The sequence below is a fragment of the Caballeronia insecticola genome (assembly GCF_000402035.1).
GTDB classification, from domain to species: domain Bacteria; phylum Pseudomonadota; class Gammaproteobacteria; order Burkholderiales; family Burkholderiaceae; genus Caballeronia; species Caballeronia insecticola.
This window is the reverse complement of sequence record NC_021288.1, coordinates 274,996-293,761: the sequence shown is the minus strand read 5'-3', so window position 1 is coordinate 293,761 and position 18,766 is coordinate 274,996. Positions and strand designations below refer to the sequence as shown.

General features: G+C 63.2%; 22 protein-coding genes. 7 read left to right on the top strand and 15 right to left on the bottom strand.

What is annotated here, in order from left to right:
- Window position 1: 1 nt before the first annotated feature.
- Both BRPE64_RS22160 and BRPE64_RS32975 read right to left on the bottom strand, forming a co-directional pair.
- A complete protein-coding gene (locus BRPE64_RS22160; protein WP_016347097.1) occupies window positions 2-907 on the bottom strand; it encodes a dihydrodipicolinate synthase family protein in 906 nt (301 codons plus the stop codon).
- Between the two features lie 60 nt (window positions 908-967).
- Window positions 968-1,267, bottom strand: a complete 300-nt coding sequence (locus tag BRPE64_RS32975) for a hypothetical protein (protein WP_144063494.1) — start codon at window positions 1,265-1,267, stop codon at window positions 968-970.
- On the opposite strand from BRPE64_RS32975, the gene BRPE64_RS22155 reads away from it, so the two are divergent.
- The 4 genes from BRPE64_RS22155 to BRPE64_RS22140 all read left to right on the top strand — a co-directional run bounded on the left by BRPE64_RS22155 (window position 1,253) and on the right by BRPE64_RS22140 (window position 4,478).
- Window positions 1,253-2,020 (top strand): SDR family NAD(P)-dependent oxidoreductase, encoded by a 768-nt coding sequence (locus tag BRPE64_RS22155; RefSeq protein ID WP_016347095.1) that lies wholly within the window; start codon window positions 1,253-1,255, stop codon window positions 2,018-2,020. The two genes, BRPE64_RS32975 and BRPE64_RS22155, sit on opposite strands and share 15 nt — an antisense overlap.
- A 141-nt stretch (window positions 2,021-2,161) precedes the next feature.
- On the top strand, window positions 2,162-2,908 hold the full coding sequence (locus tag BRPE64_RS22150) for an enoyl-CoA hydratase-related protein (RefSeq protein ID WP_016347094.1): 747 nt from the start codon (window positions 2,162-2,164) through the stop codon (window positions 2,906-2,908).
- 54 nt (window positions 2,909-2,962) lie between these two features.
- Window positions 2,963-3,391 carry an RrF2 family transcriptional regulator gene (locus tag BRPE64_RS22145; RefSeq protein WP_016347093.1) on the top strand — a complete coding sequence of 143 codons (429 nt, stop codon included), beginning with the start codon at window positions 2,963-2,965 and terminating at the stop codon, window positions 3,389-3,391.
- Between the two features lie 169 nt (window positions 3,392-3,560).
- Window positions 3,561-4,478: a LysR family transcriptional regulator gene (locus BRPE64_RS22140; RefSeq protein WP_016347092.1), complete on the top strand. Its 918-nt coding sequence runs from the start codon at window positions 3,561-3,563 to the stop codon at window positions 4,476-4,478.
- Here the strand turns inward: BRPE64_RS22140 and BRPE64_RS22135 are convergent.
- From BRPE64_RS22135 to leuC, 10 genes are all read right to left on the bottom strand, one after another.
- Complete coding sequence (locus tag BRPE64_RS22135) at window positions 4,469-5,392, bottom strand: SMP-30/gluconolactonase/LRE family protein (RefSeq protein WP_016347091.1); 924 nt, start codon at window positions 5,390-5,392, stop codon at window positions 4,469-4,471. The genes BRPE64_RS22140 and BRPE64_RS22135 overlap by 10 nt on opposite strands.
- 18 nt (window positions 5,393-5,410) lie before the next feature.
- A complete protein-coding gene (locus tag BRPE64_RS22130) occupies window positions 5,411-6,427 on the bottom strand; it encodes an ABC transporter substrate-binding protein (RefSeq protein WP_016347090.1) in 1,017 nt (338 codons plus the stop codon).
- Window positions 6,428-6,497: 70 nt separating this feature from the next.
- Entirely contained in the window at window positions 6,498-7,340 is an 843-nt protein-coding gene (locus tag BRPE64_RS22125) for a fumarylacetoacetate hydrolase family protein (protein ID WP_016347089.1), read from the bottom strand.
- A gap of 13 nt (window positions 7,341-7,353) precedes the next feature.
- Window positions 7,354-8,109, bottom strand: coding sequence for an SDR family NAD(P)-dependent oxidoreductase (locus BRPE64_RS22120; RefSeq protein ID WP_016347088.1), 756 nt, complete (start codon window positions 8,107-8,109; stop codon window positions 7,354-7,356).
- Window positions 8,110-8,152: 43 nt separating this feature from the next.
- Window positions 8,153-8,959, bottom strand: coding sequence for an ABC transporter permease (locus BRPE64_RS22115; protein WP_016347087.1), 807 nt, complete (start codon window positions 8,957-8,959; stop codon window positions 8,153-8,155).
- On the bottom strand, window positions 8,940-9,794 hold the full coding sequence (locus tag BRPE64_RS22110) for an ABC transporter ATP-binding protein (RefSeq protein WP_016347086.1): 855 nt from the start codon (window positions 9,792-9,794) through the stop codon (window positions 8,940-8,942). The genes BRPE64_RS22115 and BRPE64_RS22110 overlap by 20 nt, the downstream gene beginning before the upstream one ends.
- The gene (locus tag BRPE64_RS22105; protein WP_016347085.1) at window positions 9,791-10,816 is read right to left on the bottom strand and encodes an ABC transporter substrate-binding protein; all 1,026 of its coding nucleotides are present in this window, start codon (window positions 10,814-10,816) and stop codon (window positions 9,791-9,793) included. The genes BRPE64_RS22110 and BRPE64_RS22105 overlap by 4 nt, the downstream gene beginning before the upstream one ends.
- 117 nt (window positions 10,817-10,933) lie before the next feature.
- Window positions 10,934-12,004, bottom strand: coding sequence for a 3-isopropylmalate dehydrogenase (leuB, locus tag BRPE64_RS22100; protein ID WP_016347084.1), 1,071 nt, complete (start codon window positions 12,002-12,004; stop codon window positions 10,934-10,936).
- 39 nt (window positions 12,005-12,043) lie between these two features.
- Window positions 12,044-12,640, bottom strand: coding sequence for a 3-isopropylmalate dehydratase small subunit (leuD, locus tag BRPE64_RS22095; protein WP_016347083.1), 597 nt, complete (start codon window positions 12,638-12,640; stop codon window positions 12,044-12,046).
- A 15-nt stretch (window positions 12,641-12,655) separates the two neighbouring features.
- Entirely contained in the window at window positions 12,656-14,086 is a 1,431-nt protein-coding gene (leuC, locus tag BRPE64_RS22090) for a 3-isopropylmalate dehydratase large subunit (RefSeq protein ID WP_044042857.1), read from the bottom strand.
- A 141-nt stretch (window positions 14,087-14,227) separates the two neighbouring features.
- On the opposite strand from leuC, the gene BRPE64_RS22085 reads away from it, so the two are divergent.
- Window positions 14,228-14,584, top strand: a complete 357-nt coding sequence (locus BRPE64_RS22085; RefSeq protein ID WP_044042856.1) for a hypothetical protein — start codon at window positions 14,228-14,230, stop codon at window positions 14,582-14,584.
- Window positions 14,585-14,668: 84 nt separating this feature from the next.
- Here BRPE64_RS22085 and BRPE64_RS22080 read toward each other — a convergent pair whose 3' ends face one another.
- Both BRPE64_RS22080 and BRPE64_RS22075 read right to left on the bottom strand, forming a co-directional pair.
- Window positions 14,669-15,976 (bottom strand): chloride channel protein, encoded by a 1,308-nt coding sequence (locus BRPE64_RS22080; RefSeq protein ID WP_016347080.1) that lies wholly within the window; start codon window positions 15,974-15,976, stop codon window positions 14,669-14,671.
- Between the two features lie 85 nt (window positions 15,977-16,061).
- Entirely contained in the window at window positions 16,062-16,481 is a 420-nt protein-coding gene (locus tag BRPE64_RS22075; protein WP_016347079.1) for a MarR family winged helix-turn-helix transcriptional regulator, read from the bottom strand.
- Between the two features lie 91 nt (window positions 16,482-16,572).
- Between BRPE64_RS22075 and BRPE64_RS33770 the strand changes: the two genes are divergently transcribed.
- On the top strand, window positions 16,573-16,785 hold the full coding sequence (locus BRPE64_RS33770) for an oxidoreductase (protein ID WP_016347078.1): 213 nt from the start codon (window positions 16,573-16,575) through the stop codon (window positions 16,783-16,785).
- Window positions 16,786-17,080: 295 nt separating this feature from the next.
- On the opposite strand, the gene BRPE64_RS22065 is transcribed toward BRPE64_RS33770, so the two are convergent.
- Window positions 17,081-18,052, bottom strand: coding sequence for an AraC family transcriptional regulator (locus BRPE64_RS22065; RefSeq protein WP_044043052.1), 972 nt, complete (start codon window positions 18,050-18,052; stop codon window positions 17,081-17,083).
- A gap of 119 nt (window positions 18,053-18,171) precedes the next feature.
- Between BRPE64_RS22065 and BRPE64_RS22060 the strand changes: the two genes are divergently transcribed.
- Entirely contained in the window at window positions 18,172-18,711 is a 540-nt protein-coding gene (locus tag BRPE64_RS22060; RefSeq protein ID WP_016347076.1) for a carboxymuconolactone decarboxylase family protein, read from the top strand.
- The last annotated feature ends 55 nt before the right edge of the window (window positions 18,712-18,766 follow it).

Here is an 18,766-nt window from a genome sequence, read left to right as displayed (position 1 = left end):
CTCAGGACATCAGCCGCTCGACGGCGGCCTTCATCGCCCGGTCTTTCATGATCGAGTCGAGCTCAAGCAGGTGGATTGTTTTGAGCGGCATGCGCGAAGGACCGCAGTCCACACCGGCCAGCACGCTTATGGCTTTCAACACGTTGGTCAGTCCATACGGCATTGCGAGCTTGAGCAGATTGCTCACGTCGCCTTGCATGTCTTCGGCTTCGATCTCGCGTTCGCGCGTATAGGCGTCGAACATGCGGTGGAAGTACTTTCCGGAAAAGTTGTAGCTCATGCCCACGGCACCGCGCACGCCGATTTGCAGCGCCTTCAGCAACAGATCGTCGCGGCCGAAGTAGACCTTTCCTTGTGCGCTTAACTGATGGTGCACGCGCGCGAGTTCGGAGAGATTGTCGTCGGTGAACTTCACGCCGGCGAAGTTGGGAATGCGCTGCTGCGCACGCACGACGATCTCCGAGGCCGGCACGTCGAAGTTCGTCAGCATCGGGATATGGTAGTAATACAGACCGATATTCGGAGCCGCTCGAGCAATGTGCTGAAGACACGCAACGGCATCGTCGGCATTCGACGGCTTGAGGAAATACGGCACGACGGCGGCCACAGCATCTGCACCAATCGACTGCGCATGCGCGGCGAGATCGGCCGCCTCGCGCAAACTGGTATGGCCTACGTGCACCATGACCTTCAGCTTGCCTGCTGCTTTCTCTCTCCAATACGCGGCCAGCCGCTTGCGCTCCGACGTGTCGAGCGAACTGCCCTCGCCCGTCGTACCGCACACAAATGCGCCGTCCACGCCATCGTTGACGAGACGATCGACCTGACGATTCACCGCGTCCAGCGCAAGTTCGCCATCCGCTCCGAACGGCGAGAATACGGCCGCAATCAATTCCAGTCTGTTCATGATTTCTCTGCTGTAAAGAGATCCGTTCAATGCATCGCTGCAGTATGCGAATGGCATGCGTCATCCGATAGAACGTTTTTGCTCTGTGCAATTTCGCGCTCGTGTGCCGAACGACTGCACTGTTCTATTTCGAAACATATCGACGTGTGCGATCGCATTCATGTTTGATTCTTTGGCGTGTTCGCGCGAAGTACGTTTGCCGCGAACACGTTGTTGCGCGGGCGCTCGCGCGACATTCACGGCGCTTGTACCGATCACGATGCGTTGTTCGAACAGGAATTGTTTGAAGCAGCTATTTCTTTTGACTAAGCTGAACGACTCAACTTTTTCCTCAAGAGGAACATCATGAATCTGCTGCAAGACAAGGTCGCACTCATCGTCGGTGGCACATCGGGAATCGGCGCCGAAGCCGCCAGGCTATTCGCCGATGAAGGAGCGAAAGTGGTTGTGACAGGACGGCGTCGTGCCGAAGGCGAAGCCGTTGTCGATGCGATCACGAAAGCCGGTAAGGAAGCACTCTTTCTCGAAGTAGATGTCGCGGTTGCATCGAGCGTGAACACGATGATGGACACGGTCGTCGCGCTTTATGGCCGTGTCGATTGCGCGTTCAATAACTTCGGCATATCGGACGGGCATCGCATGTTGATCGATCAGGACGAAGACACGTGGAATGAAGTCATCGACGTCAATCTGAAGGGCGGCTTCAATTGTCTGAAGGCGCAGTTGCCGGTCATGTACGAGCAGGGCAGCGGCTCTATCGTCTTTACGTCGTCGGTCCTTGCGCAAGTGTTCATTCCGGGCGAATCCCTTTATAGCGCAAGCAAAGGCGGCCTTGAGGCACTCGCCAAGGCTGCTGCGCTCGAATCGGCCGATAAAGGCGTACGCGTCAACATCGTATCGCCGGGTCTCACCCGCACGCCGATGACGGAAGGTTCGTTCAAACTGGACGACGCGAAAGGCTACGCCGTGCATCCGCTCGCCGCCGCTCACCCGATCGGACGCACGGGCGAGGCAATCGAAATCGCGCAGGCTGCGTTGTTTCTGCTGTCCGACCGGGCGTCGTTCGTCACGGGACAGGTGCTCTCCGCCGACGGCGGATACACCATCAAATAAGCCTCGGCTGGATCGATCGCTCCGCGCAGAAGGTATCGCCGACGTTGGCAACCGGCGTTCTTGAAGTTATAGTTACGATAACCATTACATACAAACGCCGGCCGTGGTGGAGATACTGCGGCGGCGAACAGCGAGGCTCTTATGTCCAGCTACGTTCAGTCGGAGATGCACGGCAGCGTGCTCGAATTGCGAATCGATCGCCCGGCTTCGAAGAACGCGATCACGAGCGAGATGTACGCTCAGCTTGCGCAAGCATTGCAGGACGCGGACGCATCGGACGAAGTCGAAGCGATCATCGTGATGGGCGGTGACGGAATATTCACCGCGGGTAACGACATTCAGGACTTCGTCGCCTTCCCCCCAGTCACGGACGATGCGCCCGTCTGGCGCTTTTTCCGCGCGCTCATGAACGTCCGGCAGCCGGTCATCGCCGCAGTCGACGGCCCCGCCATCGGAATCGGTACGACCATGCTGCTGCACGCGGATTTCGTGTTTGCAACGCCGCGTTCATTCTTCGCCATGCCGTTCACGAGTCTCGGCATCACGCCGGAAGGCGCGGCAAGCTTTCTCCTTCCGTTGCTCGTCGGCCGCGTGAGAGCGGCTGACCTGCTGCTTTGCGGTAGCCGCATATCCGCCGAACAAGCGGCCTCCTGGGGTCTCGTCAATGCCGTCGTGGATGCCGGCACGTTGCGCGACACGGCATACGAGCGGGCGCGTGCGCTCGCAAAGCTGCCTGCCGACGTCGTGCAAAGAACCAAGCGGCTGATGAAGGAAGGTATCGAGCAATGGATGATGCGTCAGTTTTCGTCCGAACAGCAATCGATGTACGAGACCGTCACCGCGCCGGCAGCGAAGGACGCGTTCGCACGTTTCTTGCAGCGGCGCTGAATGTCGCGAACTCGAACACGTCATTTCGACAACCCTTTAAACGCATCGTGTCTCATGAAGTCGACCAAATTCGTGACCTGCTGCTACATCATGTCGTTCGTCGCGGCGCATGCACCGCAACAATTGTCGACGGCGACCATCGCGAAGTGGGTCGATACGCATGCGGCGCGCGCCCGCCAACTCGTCTCGCTGCTCGTGAAGGCCGAGCTGTTGAAGTCGGTCAGAGGCGGTGCCGGCGGCGTGATGCTGAATCGAAAGCCCACGCAAATCACGCTGTTCGATATCTACGTAGCCGCCGGCGATACGGACTCGTCGTTCTTTCATATCGACAATCCGTTTTCCGCCTGGTCGGATCATTGCAGCGTGCATGACGTGCTCGTCGGCGTCAGGGCGGACGTCGCGAAGCAGGCGCGGAAGTCGCTGAAGGCGGTCAAGCTCTCCGATGTATTCGTGCCGTGGAGTGAAATGGCTTCGGATCGGTGAACCGCACGGGTACGCCCGAGCACGAATCCTGCCGATATCGCAACTCGGCACAGCGGCTTTTCCGGCGCGGGGTTGGGGCCGACACGGCTTTGCAACTGCAACCGCCCACGTGCATACTCTCTGCACCGAAACAAGGAAGGCCGTTGGGAGACGGCTTCTCGGAGAGTCAATGCGTTTCGATCTGCAGTCGCTGAAATTGTTCGTCGCCGTCTGCGAGCAGGGCAGCATTGCGCGCGCGGCGGAGGCCGAGAATATTGCGCCTTCGGCGCTCAGCAAGCGCATGTCGCATCTCGAGGACACGCTCAAGACCGCCCTCTTCATGCGCAGCAACAAGGGGCTGGAACTGACGGCCGCGGCCGCGGCGCTCCTGCAACACGCCCGCGTGCTGCTGCGCGATATCCAGCAGATGGAAAACGAACTGCTCGATCACGCCGAGGGCGTGCGCGGGCAGATCCGTCTTCATGCCAGCCTCTCGACGATCGTCCAGTACATCGCCAACGACATCCGGGAATTCCTGGCGCTGCATCCGGGGCTGCGCATCGACCTGCAGGAAAGCCTCAGCCCCGCGGTGGTCCGCGCCGTCGCCGAAAACACGGCCGATATTGGCGTGTTCGGCGGCACGACCGTGACCACCGGCCTACAGGTCTTTCCCTACCGCAGCGACCGGCTGGTCGTGATCATGCCGACCGATCACCCGCTCAGCCGCGCCGGCCGCGTGAAATTTCGCGAAATGGCCGAATACCCGCTCGTGGGGCCGCAAGCGGGCAGCTATCTGAATTCGCTGGTTCTGCGTGCGGCGGCCGACCTCGATCATCCGCTCAAGCTGTCGATCCGGGTCAACGGCTTCGAGCCGGTGCGCAGCATGGTGGAGGCGCGCCTGGGCATCGGGCTGGTGCCCGAGCATCATGCCGAGCGCTACGTCAGCTCGGGACCGCTGGTCGCCGTGGAGCTCGACGAAGTCTGGGCCGAGCGTCACTGGAAAATCTGCGTACGCGAAGCCGAATCGCTTCCCGCGCCGGTGCAACTGTTTCTCAAGCACCTGCTCGCAAGCCAGAGTGCGCAACCGGCGCCCGACCGTCACGAGTAAGGCAGCTTCAATCCGGGCTGCGGCCACGGCATGGTTCCGAGACGCCCCGTGCCCGACAGCGTGACGTACGCGGTCTTCATGTCAGCGCCGCCGAAGCAGATGTTGGTCACCATGCCGTCCGGCACCATTACCTGCCGCAGCATGTCGCCGGAGGGCGCGACCACCGTGATGCAGCCTGTAACGAGCGTGGCCACGCAGATATTGCCCGCCGCATCCACGGCCAGGCTGTCGAAACGCTGATAACCGGGCAAGCCGCACACGAGACGTCCGCCGTGCGGCGACGGATAAGGATGCTTACGCGCCCGGCCCGGCGCCTCCAGATCGAACGCCCACAAGCGCGCGGTCTCGGTCTCCGCCACGTAGACGACACTGTCGTCCGGCGACAGGCCCACGCCGTTGGCCGTGGTGAGCGGATAAGCCACTTCGACGATCATCGAGCCGTCGGCGCGTGCGTAATAGAGTCCCGCGTGATCGCGATCGCGCAGGCGGTTCTTGCCGAAGTCGGTGAAGTAGAAGCCGCCGTCGTGATCGAACACGATGTCGTTGGGCCCGCACAGCGGGTAATCGCCGCAACGGTCGTAGAGCGTCGTCAGCGCGCCGGTACGCGGATCGAAGCGCTCGATGCGGCCGCTGGTGTAACACGGGTGGATGCCCGGTCGGGTGCGATTCAGCCCGGCCACGGTACGGAACAGAAAGCCGCCGTTGTTGCAGATGTAGAAGGCGCCGTCCGGCCCCACGGCCAGCCCGTTCGGCCCGCCGCCCACCTCCGCGACGACGCTCACCTTGCCGTCGGCGGTCACGCGGCTGAGGGTCTCGCGCTCGATCTCGACCAGCACGACCGAGCCATCGGGCATCGCGACCGGCCCTTCGGGAAACATCAGGCCTTCGGCCAGAATGCGGATGCCGTTCTCCATCGTTGCTCCCCTCGCTGGTCAATGCTTGCCGGCGTTCTCGACGAAGCGATTGTCGTAAGTGGCTTTCAGGTCGATCGGCGCCCGGCCGATGTCCGGATCGAAGGCCGCCAGCACATCGTGCACGGTATGCGCCGCGGCGTCCGTCATCAACCCGTCACGCGAAATGCAGCTCTGCATGTTGCCGTAGGCGCGCGCGAAGACATCCTTCTCGGCCAGCGCGTATTGCGGCGGCACAGCCGCGGCCACCTGCTCGGGCGTTGCGTGCGCCATCCAGTGCTCGGCCGCAAGGATCGCGTTCGTCACCGCCTGCACGGTATTCGGATTCTTGGCGGCGAACTCGCGGGTCGTGTAGATGGCCGCTTCCGGATAATCGCCGCCCAGCGTCGCGCGCGTGCCCGCCGGATCGCGCATCACCGCGAGCGGGAAGAGATCGCCGCTCGTCTGCAGCACGGTGGCGACCGGGTCGTTGCTCATCAACGCGTCGATCTGTCCGCTGCGCGCCGCCGCAATCGCGCCGGCAGACGAGCCGACGCCGATGATCGATACATCGCCCGGCTTCAGACCGGACTTGCTCAACAGATAATTCACGCCCATGTGAAAGCTCGATCCGGGCGAACTCACGCCGATCCGCATGCCCTTGAGATCGGCATACGTCTTGACCTTGCCGTGGCTCGCGCGGGTCACGCCGAACACCCAGCCGGGACACGACGCCAGCGTCACGAACGAGACCAGTTGCTGGCCTTTGGCGGCCATCGTGATGGTGTTGGAATAAGCGCCCGCGACGATATCCGCGCTGCCGCCCATCAACGCCTGCAACGCCTTCGCGCCGCCGCTGAACACGCCGATCTCGACCTCCAGCCCGGCCTCTTTGAAATAGCCCCGGCTGTCCGCAATGACGAAAGGCAGATACGGGAAGCCCACGCCCGCCGCAGCCAGATGAAGTTTGGGCTTCTCGGGCACGGGCACGGGCGCGGGCGCGGCGCCTGCATTCGACACGCTCACGCCGACCGCGCAGGCGGCCAGCACCGGCACCATCCGACGCCAGAGTGCTCTCACAATGGTTTGTCTCCTGTCCTTGTTGTCCGGCGGGCGCCGCGCGGGTTCGTCAGCCTTGCACGACGTTCTGGCGCTGCTCGCCCAGTCCTTCGATGCCGAGCGTCACGACATCGCCCGGCTTCAGATAAACGGGCGGCTTCTGCCCCAGTCCGACGCCCGGCGGCGTGCCCGTCGAAATGATGTCGCCGGGCTGCAACGACATGAACTGCGACAGGTAGGCGACGAGATAGCGCACGCCGTACACCATCGTGACGGTGCTGCCGTTCTGATAGCGGTGACCGTTGACCTCCAGCCACATCGGCAGTTTCTGCGGATCGGGCACCTCGTCCGCCGTCACAAGCCACGGGCCGGTCGGACCGAAGGTGTCGGCCGACTTGCCTTTGGTCCACTGCCCCTGACGGTCGGCCTGGAACGCGCGCTCGGAGACGTCGTTGATGACGCAATAGCCCGCGACGTGATCCATCGCGTTGTCCTCGGTGACGTACTTCGCCGTCTTGCCGATGACGACGCCCAGTTCCACTTCCCAGTCCGTCTTGAGCGCGTCGCGCGGAATCTCGATCGTGTCGTTCGGCCCGACGATCGCACTCGTAGCCTTCATGAAGATGATGGGCTCCGGCGGCACCGTGGCCCCGGTCTCGGCGGCATGGTCCGAGTAATTCAGCCCGATGCAGATGAACTTGCCCGTGCCGTTCACGCACGCGCCCAGACGCGGATTGCCCGCTACCTGCGGCAACGATGCATGATCGAGCGCCTTCAGGCGCGCCAGGCTTTCGGGCAGCAGAACGTTGCCGGCGATGTCGGTCACGTGGCCCGACAGGTCCCGCAGGTTGCCATCGGCATCGAGGAGGCCCGGCTTCTCCTGGCCGGGCGGACCGTAGCGTAACAACTTCATGTGCGTGCTCGTCTCAGTAGGTTGCGCGGCCGCCGGACAGGTCGAAAACCGCGCCGGTGGTGAATGAATTTTCTTCGCTGGCAAGCCAGGCGATCATGGCGGCGGCTTCGTCGAGTTCGAGGAAACGACCGCGCGGAATCTTGCCCAACATGTATTTGATGTGCTCGGGCGACTGTTCCATCGCGCCGGGCGTGCGCGCCACGGCAGGCGTCACGCAGTTCACGGCGATGTCGTGACTCGCCAGTTCCTTGCCGAGCGACTTGGTCATGGCAATGACGGCCGCCTTGGCCGAACTGTAGGCCGCCGCATTCGGATTGCCTTCCTTGCCGGCAACCGAAGCCAGATTGACGATACGGCCGTATTTCTGGCCGATCATGCCCGGCACCACCGCGCGGCAGCAGTGGAACGTGCCGTTGACATCGACATCGATCACCTGTTTCCACACGTCGATCGGATAATCGATCAACGTCGCGTTAGGACCGACGATAGCCGCGTTGTTGATCAAAATGTCGATGCGCCCTGCCGCCTTCAGCGTTCCCGCAACGGCGGCTTCCACGCTGGCGTAGTCGGCAATGTCGACCCGCTCGAAGTGGACGTCGTGCCCGTCCAGTTCGGCTCGGGCCTGCTCCATGGCTGCGGGATTGATGTCCCAGACCGCCAGTCGCGCGCCGGAGGCCAGCAGCCGGCGGCCGACCGCGAGGCCGATTCCTTGCGCGCCGCCCGTCACGACGGCGACGCGGTCCTTCAGATTGATCGCGTTGATCTGCAAGATGATGTCCTCAAAGTGAGCTTATCGGGGGCAGCGCGTACGCTCAGGCGCTCGCCGCCACCGTCTGTCCGGCGACAGGGCGCCAGCGCAGCAAGTGATCCTCGACCATCGACACCGCCGTATCGAGCAGCAGCGCGAATACGGTCAGCACCAGAATGCCCGCGATCACCGAGTTGATGTCGAACACGCCCTCGGCCAGCAGAATCAGATAACCGACGCCCTTCTCCGAGCCCAGGTACTCGCCCACCACGCTGCCGACGAAGGCGATGCCGATCGCGTTATGCAGGCTGGAGAAGACCCAGCTCGTCGCCGACGGCAGATACACATGCCGCAAAAGCTGGCGCGAATTGGCGCCCAGCATGCGGGTGTTGGACAACACCGTCGGGCTGACCTCGCGTACGCCCTGAAACACGTTGAAGAACACCACGAAAAAGACCAGCGTCACCCCCAGCGCCACCTTGGACCAGATGCCGAGGCCGAACCAGAGCGCGAAGATCGGTGCGAAGATCAGGCGCGGCATCGAATTCATGGCCTTGATGAACGGATCGAACACCACCGCCAGAAACGGATTGAGCGCCAGCCACAGACCGCACGCGAGACCGGACGCCGTGCCGATCGCGAACGCCAGCATGGTTTCGATCAGCGTCGTATAGAGATGGCGATACACCGAGCCCGTCACGAACCAGTCGACGATGCGCCGCGCCACGCCGAGCGGATCGCCGAAGAAAAAGGGCGACAGCCATTTCTGGCCGGTGCCGAGCCACCACAGGAATAGGACGCCGAACAGGATGGCCAGCCGGGTGATCAACACCGTGAAGCGATTGTTCGGGTCAAACACGGTTGCGCGCATAGCTTTTCAGTACCTCGCCTCGAAGCACGTCCCAGATCTGGGTGTGCAGTTGCAGGAATCGCTGCGTCATGCGGATTTCCGACATTTCGCGCGGACGCTCCAGGTCGATTTCGAACTCGGCGATAGGCCGCGTCCCCGGCCCCGCCGACAGCACGATGACGCGGTCCGACAACGAGATGGCCTCCTCCAGATCGTGCGTCACGAACATCACGGATTTGCGGTCGTACGACCACAGTTGCAGCAGCTCGTTTTCCATCAGATGCCGGGTCTGAATATCGAGCGCGCTGAACGGCTCGTCCATCAGGATGATGCGAGGATTGAGCGCCAGCGCCTGCGCAAGGCCCGCGCGTTTGCGCATCCCGCCGGACAATTGATGCGGGTACTTCTTGCCGTGGCCGTCCAGACCCACGCGCACGAGCCATTGCTGCGCCACGCTCAATGCCTCTTCGCGCGGCGTGCCGCGGAAGATCAAACCCATCGCGATGTTTTCTTCGGTCGTCTTCCAGGGCATCAGCGCATCGACCTGGAACAGATACGCCGCCTGCCTGTTCAGACCGTTCGTCAGTTTCTCGCCGAACACGCTCAGGCTGCCCGACGAGGGCCGCGTGAGCCCGGCCGCCACGTTCAGCAGCGTGGACTTGCCGCAGCCCGTAGGCCCGACGATCGAGACGAACTCACCGTCGCCGATCGTCAGATTGCCTCCGGACACGGCGGTGTAGGTTTGCGCGTGTTTGCCGTTGCCCGCAAAGGTGCACGTCACGTTGTCGAAGCGCAGGGCTTCGCGCGGCCCGGTCTGCGCGCGCTCGAGCGGGATGCTGCAGGTCGCGGTGCTCATGGCTGGATCTCCGCCGCCTTCTTTACGAAGCGATTGTCATAGGTCGCGGCAAGGTCGATGTTGGCCGAAGCCACGGTCGGATCGAAAGCCGCCAGCACGTCGCGCACGGTCTGCGCGCCCTTGGCCGTGATCTCGCCGTTCTGCGCGATGCAGCGGCGGCTGTTCGTGAAGGCCTCGGCGTAGAGCGCCTTGTTGTCGCCGAGGAACTCGGGCGGCACATTGTCCGCGACCTGCTGGGGCGTCGCCTTGGCGATCCACTTCTCGGCCCGCACGATTGCATTGGCCACCGCCTGCACCGTCTTCGGGTTCTTGTTGACGAAGTCCTGCGTCGCGAACAGGCTCGATTCGGGATAGTCGGAGCCGAACACCTTGACGTTGCCGTCGGCCGTGCGCATGTTCTCCAGCGGCTTGAGGCTACCGTCCTTGACGAGGATCGTGGCGCTCGGATCATTGACGATCAGCGCATCGATCTGCCCTGCCCGCACCGCCGCCACGGCCCCGGCTGCCTGTCCCACACCGATGATCGACACGTCGGACGACTGCAGTCCCGCCTTATGCAGAATGTAGTTGAGGGCCATGTGCGTGCTCGAACCCGGCGCGCTCACCCCGATGCGCATGCCCTTCAGATCCTTGGTCGATTTGACTTCGGCCTGACGTTTCTGGGACACACCGAAGATCCATCCGGGACAGATGACCTGCGCCGCCACCACGACCAGATGCTGCCCTTTCGTCGCCATGGTGATGGTGTTCGAGTAAGCGCCCGCCACCATGTCGGAGCTGCCGCCCAAGAGCGCTTCCAGCGTCTTCGAGCCGCCGGAGAAGGCGGCAATGCTCACGTCGAGCCCTTCGTCCTTGAAGTAGCCGCGCGTCTTCGCAACCAGCATGGGCAGATACGTGATGCCCACCGACGCCGCGGCGATGTGCAACTCGGGCTTTTCCGGCACGTCTTTGGCCATGGCCGCGGCGGACCCGAAAGCAAGCTCGAACGCTGCACACAGCGCGATGGCAAGTTTCAGCTTCATGATTGTCTCCTCCCTTTCTAGGGATATTCTGGTACGACGAACTGCCAGTGGACGACCGGATGTCGCGCTTCTCTGCCTGCGCGGACGCCGGCTCCGGTCCGCCCGACGCGATCCCGATCAGGCCGCCTGCTTGTGCAACGCCTCCACGACCGCATCGCCCATGTCACGGGTGCCTAAGCCTTGCGTGCCCTCCTGACGGATGTCGGCGGTGCGGTAGCCTGCCGCCAGCACCGCCCGTACAGCGCGTTCGACGCGGCTCGCGGCGTCCTCCATCTCGAAGCTCTCGCGCAACATCATCGCGAGCGAGAGGATGGCGGCGAGCGGATTGGCCACGTCCTGTCCGGCGATATCCGGCGCCGAGCCGTGCACCGGTTCGTACAGCCCCTTGCGGTCGTAGCCCAGCGAGGCCGAGGGCAGCATGCCGATCGAACCGGTCAGCATGGCGGCGGCGTCGGAGAGAATATCGCCGAACAGGTTTCCGGTGACGATCACATCGAACTGCTTGGGCCGGCGCATCAGCATCATCGCGGCGGCGTCCACAAAGAGATGGCTCAGTTCGACATCGGGGTAATCCTGCCCGACGCGTGTGACCACTTCGCGCCACAACTGGCTCGCCTCCAGCACATTGGCCTTGTCCACCGAGCACAGCTTGCGATGACGGCGGCGCGCGGCCCGGAACGCGGCATGCGCGACCCGCTCGACTTCGGATTCGGCATAACGCATGGTGTTGAAGCCCACGCGCTCGCCCGCCTGATTCGTTTCGAAGCCGCGCGGCTGGCCGAAATAGGCGTCGCCGTTCAACTCGCGCACGATCACGATATCCAGCCCGTCGACCACTTCGGGCCGCAGAGTCGACGCGCCGATCAGCTCCGGAAACATATAGGCCGGGCGAAAGTTGGCGTAGAGCGTCAACGCTTCGCGCAATTGCAGCAAGCCGGTTCCGGGACGTTGATCGCGGGGAATCGCGGCTTCATCGGCCACGCCTACCGCGCCGAACAAAATGGCATCGGCCTTGCGCGCCAGTTCGAGCGTGGGCTCGGGCAGCGGCACGCCATGCGCCCGAATGCCGGCCTCGCCGATGTCGGCCTCCTTCGTCTCGGCATGAGGCGCCACGACTTGCAGCACCTTGAGCGCCTGCGCCACCACTTCGGGACCGATACCATCACCGGGCATGACTGCAATCTTCATCTGTCCTTCTCCTTGGTCGTTTTCAGGAAGCGCGCGTCGTCAAAAGGCATCCACACGATTGCGCTCGAATGCATCGATGCGGTCTCGATGCGACAGCGTGTAGTCGATCTCGTCCATGCCGCGCATCAGACAGTCTTTCGCGAAGGGCTCCATGTCGAAGGCATGAGAGGAACCGTCGGGCAAGGTCACGGTCTGTGCGGGCAAGTCAATGGCGATACGGCTGCCGGGACGGGCCGACAGCGTCTCCAGCAGCGGCAGGACCACGGCCTCGGGCAACACGATCGGCAGCAATCCGTTCTTCAGGCAGTTGATGAAAAAGATGTCGCCGAAACTCGGAGCGATGGCCGCACGGAAACCGTAGTCGTACAGCGCCCAGACCGCATGCTCGCGCGAGGAACCGCAACCGAAGTTATGGTTGGCGACGACGATGCGCGACTCGCGATAAGGCGTCCGGTTGAGCACGAAGTCCGGCCGCTCCGCGCCTTCTGGTCCGAAGCGCAGCGCGCGAAACAGAAACTGGCCGAAGTCGTCGGAGCGAGGCTTTTGCAGGTAGCGCGCCGGCAGGATCTGGTCGGTATCGCAGTTGATGGCGACGATCGGCGCCGCGACTGAATCGAGATGCGTCAGGCTTTCCATCTCAGGCTCCTCGTATCAGGTTCTCAGCAGGCGGCGCACGTCGGTCAGGCGGCCGGTGACCGCAGCCGCGGCGGCCATCGCCGGACTCATCAGGTGCGTGCGCACGCCGGGGCCCTGACGGCCGACGAAATTACGGTTCGACGTGGAGGCGCAGCGTTGGCCGGGCGCGGCGATATCGCCGTTGGTGGCGAGGCACATCGAACAGCCGGGAAAGCGCCACTGAAAACCGGCGTCCATGAACACGCGGTCCAGCCCTTCGTTTTCGGCCTGCTTGCGCACCTGCTGCGAGCCGGGCACCACCCACGCCTCGACGCCCGCCGCGACATGGCGGCCGCGCGCCACTTCGGCCGCGCTGCGCATGTCCTCGATACGCCCGTTGGTGCAGGAGCCGATGAATACCCGGTCGATCGCCACGCCTTCAAGCGCTTCGTCCGCGGAGAGTCCCATGTAGTCGAGCGCACGCGACATCGCGGCGCGCAGATCGGGATCGGGCTGCATGGCGGGATCGGGCACGCGGCGGTCGATGCTGCAGGCGTATTCCGGCGTCGTGCCCCACGTCACCATCGGCGCGATTTCGGCTACGTCGATGCGGATCTCCTTATCGAACGTCGCGCCCGGGTCGGTGAACAAGGCGCGCCAACGCGTCATCGCGCGGTCCCATTGTTCGCCCTCGCCCGCGTAGGGACGCCCCGCGAGATAGGCGAACGTGGTGTCGTCCGGCGCGATCATGCCCGCGCGAGCGCCCGCTTCGATCGTCATGTTGCACAGCGTCAAGCGGCCTTCCATCGACAGACCGGCGATCGCGGAACCGGCATATTCGATCACGTGGCCCGCAGCGCCCGCCACGCCTATCCGCGCGATCACGGCGAGAATCAGGTCTTTCGCGGTGACGCCCGGACCGGGCGTTCCATCGAGAACGATGCGCATGTTTTTCGACTTGCGCTGCCACAGACACTGCGTGGCCAAGACGTGAACCACTTCGGTCGCGCCGATGCCGAATGCCAGTGCGCCGAGAGCGCCGTGCGTCGAAGTGTGGCTGTCGGCGCAGACGACGGTCATGCCGGGCAGGCTCAACCCCTGTTCGGGTCCGACCACATGCACGATGCCGCGTCGCGGATCGTCCATGCCGAACAAGGTGATGCGCGACTCGGCGGTGTCATGTTGCAGCGCTTCGATCATGGCGCGCCGCTCGGGATCGGCTACGGCTGCGATGTCGTTTGCCGCGCTCGCCACGTAATGGTCCGCCGTGCCGAAGATGCGCTCGGGGGAACGAGGCTTGAGCCCGCGCTGGCGCATCAGGTCGAACGATTGCGCGGTGACGTCGTGAATGAAATGCCGGTCGATGAACAGCAAGTCCTGTCCATCCTCGCGCGACATGACGCGATGACTGTCCCAGATCTTGTCGTAAAGCGTCCGCGGACCATCCTGCGCGTGGTCAGATTGCATTGCTTCGTCTCGCTCCGTCAGTCTGTCGATGGCGGTGAGCGCGGGTACACGCTCTCGCAATCGGCTGTGGTTTGCAAGCATCATGTACCAAACGAGACGGCTCGTTCGTGGTCTTTTGGAACGGCACCATCGCGAATCGCGATGAAGATCCCGCGCGGCGTTAGCGCGTCGCATCGTGCCGAAGGACACGAAGGCCTACAGGAAAACAGGAGAAACGACGCGATGGTCGCGGTGATGGATGTGCAGACCGGACAGGTCCGCAATGCAGCTTACGCGTGCATCGGCGTCGTGCTACGCGGTGAGCGTTGCGCCGAATCAGACGTTCGCGCGGTTCTGGCGTCCGAGCAAACAAGACAGATCTTCAACCCGTCTTTCTCATACACCATCTTCAGCTTGCTTTCGACGACGAGCCCGGCGCTCGCGATCAAGGCCAGCGCAATCAAGCCTATCAGCAGGCGCTCTCTGCGTAGCGTACCGATTACTTTCGAAATCCAGTGACCGATCTTGTTCATTGCTCTGCCCCTGTTCGACCCGAGCGTTGACGCGGCGCCGGCCTTGCTCTTCCTCGTGTGCTCGACCCGATCACGCAGACTTGTACTTCTGCGCGAGCGCTTCGTATAACGGCGGCGCGAACAGCTTCGACACCTGACTGGAAATCACCGCGGTGGCCATCAACGACAGCACGAGCGCGTGCCCGTTGATCATCTCGATGACGATCACGAATGCCGTGATCGGGCTCTGCGTGACGGCGGCGAGATACCCGACCATGCCGAGCGCGATCAGCATCGGCAACTGCATTCCGCCGAAGACGAGGTGAAGCGCATTGCCGATGCCCGCGCCAATCGCGAGAGACGGCGCGAAGAGCCCGCCCGGTGCGCCCGGAAGATAGGAACCCACCATCGACGCCATTTTTAGCAGCGGATAGGCGGCACCGAGTTGCGAACTTCCTTCGAGCATGCCGCGCGCTTCCGCGTAACCGCTGCCGAACGTATGACCGCCGGCGGCGACGCCGATAACGGCGATGAAGAGGCCGCATGCCGCACCGAACCCCACCGGATGCGACTTGCGCCAGTTCACGACGCGATCCGGCATCCAGCGTTGCGTGTTCAGCAGCAGCCAGCAGAAGATCCCGCCTGCGACTCCCGTCGCCACGCCTAGCAGGAGCACGGCAAGCGCGAGCGAATCCGGGAAGCGTCCGGTGAGGTCGATCGTGCCGAAGTAGACGTAGTTGCCCTGCAGCGCAAGCGAAACGATGCCCGCGAAGATGATCGCCGTGATCAGCACGCCGCTTGTGCGCTGCTCGAAGCTGCGCGTAAGTTCTTCGATGGCGAATACCACGCCAGCGAGCGGCGCGTTGAAGGCCGCCGAGAGCCCGGCCGCCGCACCCGCGAGCGCCAGATTACGCTCCACCACGCCGCCGCGAATGTTGCGCAGACGGGCGGGATAGAAACGGCGCAAGCTGAACATGAGGGCCGCGCCCACATGGATGGTCGGTCCCTCGCGCCCGATGGTGAACCCTCCGAGAATGGACAGGAACGACACCGCGATCTTGCCGAAGAGAATACGGATGGTCAGGAGCCGCGGGCCGAGTTCTCTCCCGTCGTGCAGCATCGCGATGACTTGCGGAATTCCACTACCTTCGGAGCCCGGAAAGAAACGGCGCGTCAGCCAGACGCAGAGGGCGGCAATCGCCGGCGTGAGCAGCAGCGGCAACCACCAGTAGATGGCGGTCGCGCGCAGAAAGGTGTCGTATCCGAAGTCGATCAGCCGCGCATAAAACACCGCGACGAGTCCGGTCGCGACTGCGCCGAGCCAAAAGACCCCGTAGTGCAGCCACAGCCGCCTGCCGCGCAGAAACGTGCGTCGGCTAATGAATCCAGGAATGCGCATCGGAAAAGGCCAAAACGAAATTAAGGCACATTGTGACATAATTTCGTTCTGGCCTCCGATTCAGCCGGATTTCAAAGCCCGCCGCTCATTCCTCTTTTGCGCCGAACACCCAGCCGAACGATCCATAGTGAGCCTTGTGTTCGGCCGCGAGTTCGAACAGGCATCGCTCCCCTTTCGCGGTCAGATGCACCTGCACCTGCCGTCGATCGGTCTTGTCGGCTTTGCGCGCGACGAGCCCCGCCGTCTCGCAACGCGACACCAGAGCGGCGGTGCCATTGGGCGCGGCCTGTAGTCGCTCTGCAAGCTCGCCTACGGTGGCCCATCGTCGCTCGGGGAAGCCGCGCACGTGCAGCAGCAACTGATACTGAAGCGTCGTGATTCCGGCTGCGTTGCAGATTTCCTCCGATACGCGCAGGAACTTTCGCAGTTCGTAACGGAAGATCGACATCGCTTCGAGATCTTGCTTACCCGGTAACCCGGCCTTATGTTTGGCGTTCGATGACATGATGATCCTGATTCGAGTCGGCTCGACGATCCGTGAGACACGTGGATTTGAAGTTATTTACGCGGGTGGAATCATACCTAGCTAAGCGTTGATGGCCGCGTCGTTCTATTACGGCGATGGTCCGTATCCCGAACCCATGCAGATGACCGAGGCCGAAATCGACGACGCGATTCAGGGCTTCGTGCAGGCGGCGCAGCGCGCGGTGAATATCGCCGGATTCAGCGGTGTGGAGATTCACGGCGCGAATGGTTATCGGCTCGACCAGTTTCTGAGCGCACACACCAATCTTAGACATGATCGCTGATCGCGAACGGAAGCCTGCACTCCGCCGAGCGTATCGCCCAGGTGCTCGGAGCGGGCGCGGATATCGTGACAGTCGGACGCGGCGCGCTCGCGAACCTCGATCTGCCGATGATCCTCGCGAGCTGACGCGAACCGAGGCAATTCGATAGCTCGATCCTGCAACCCATTGCAAGCATCAAGCACGAAGAACTCGCGATGCAGCTTTCCGCCTGAACGCGCGAGTGAGCGTGCTGCATCCAGCGGCGATCGCAGACCATCCGAGCCCACGATCGTGATCGTTCGCGGCACGTTTAACCTCAGCCCGCGGCTTCGGTCTGCGGCGCCTCCACTTGCGAGCGCCGCCAGTCCGCCGGCGTCATGCCGAAGTGCTGAGTGAACGCGCGCCTGAAGGCCGCCACCGATTGATAGCCGACGGTCTCGGCTACGACTTCGGTCGATACGCCCGGCCGCTTTAGCTCGTTCGCCGCGAGCGCCATGCGGACGCTGGTCAAGAGATCGAAGGGCGAGCGTCCCACCTTGCTCTGAAATTGACGGATCAACGTCGCGCGCGACATGCTGCATAGGCTGGCCAGTTCGGGCAGCGTCCAGTCGCGCGCCGGCTCGTTGAAGATCGCCGTGAGCGCGGGCGACAAACGCGCATGTCCCGCGAGCGTCAGCAGACCGGCGGGCGCTTCGTCGGACTCGGTGCTCGCGCGTAAAGCCAGCGCGAACAACGCCGCCGATAGCGCGTTCATCATCGCGTAGCCGCCGAGATTGTCGGCGATCGATTCCGTGCGCATCAGCGCGACGAGACCATTCAACTGTTCCAGCGCCGCGCCTTGTCCGCTGCCCTTGCCTGCCGAAGTACGCACGACGAGCCGTGAAGGCAGATACGACCGCACGAAGCGATCATGCGGCGGCGCCAGGATGATCCGTCCGCACAGCATGTCCAGCCGTTCACCGGTGCCCTTGTTTTCGCTGATGACCAGATTCAGCGCCGCGCGTTGCCGCGCAGGCTTCGGCCGCGCGCCGCTGCCGTCGCGAAGCGTATGCGCCGAACCGTGCGCGAGCATCACGATGTCTCCGGCACTCAGGTGTTGCGGCTGGCCGCCATCGGGCGTCTCCAGCACGGCCGATCCGCCGAGCACGATGTGATACGGCATTTCGCCCGCATCCGAATCCGCGTAGATCACTTCCCACGGCGCGCCGTATGAGCACCGAAGCTCGAGCCGACCGCGCACGGTCATCATGCCGAGCAGGCGGCTCAGCCAATCGATCGACATCGACATGTTCACCTCGAATGACACGATGAAACTTTTGAGCATGATATTGATAATTTAGCGACTCAACAAGCTCATCCGACCCACCTAAAGTGGAGGCTCCTAACCACCACCGAACGAGGTCCACCATGAGCCGTATCGCCATTCCCGCCATCGCTCACGCCACCGGCGACACCGCCGAGGTCTACGCACGCGTTCGCAAGATCGCGGGCGGCAGCGTGCCGAACCTGTTCGCGGCGCTCGGCCATCTCGCGCCCGCGACGTTGAACGCCGCACTCGACGCGGAAGGCGCGCTGGCGTCCAGCAGTGTCAGCAAGCAGGATCTGGAAACCATCAAGCTGCTGATCAGCGAGCAGACGGGTTGCGACTACTGCGTCGCCGCGCACGTGATGCTGGGCAAGATGACCGGTCTGTCGCCCGAAGTGCTCAGGCAGATTCGTGCCGGCCAGCCGACCGGCGACGCCAGGCGCGACGCGCTGATCCATTTCGTGCGGACCCTGCAGACGACGCGCGGCACGATCGGCGCCGACGCACTCGCCGCCATTCGCGCGGCGGGCTATAGCGATACGCAACTCGCGGAGATTTCGCTGGCAATCGCCATGACGATCTTCACCAACACGTTCAATCGCATCAACGACACCGACGTCGACTTTCCGCCCGTCGAGTGATGCACACGCCCGGGAGCGGATTCGTCCGCTCCATATCGATTCATCCGTTAGCTGA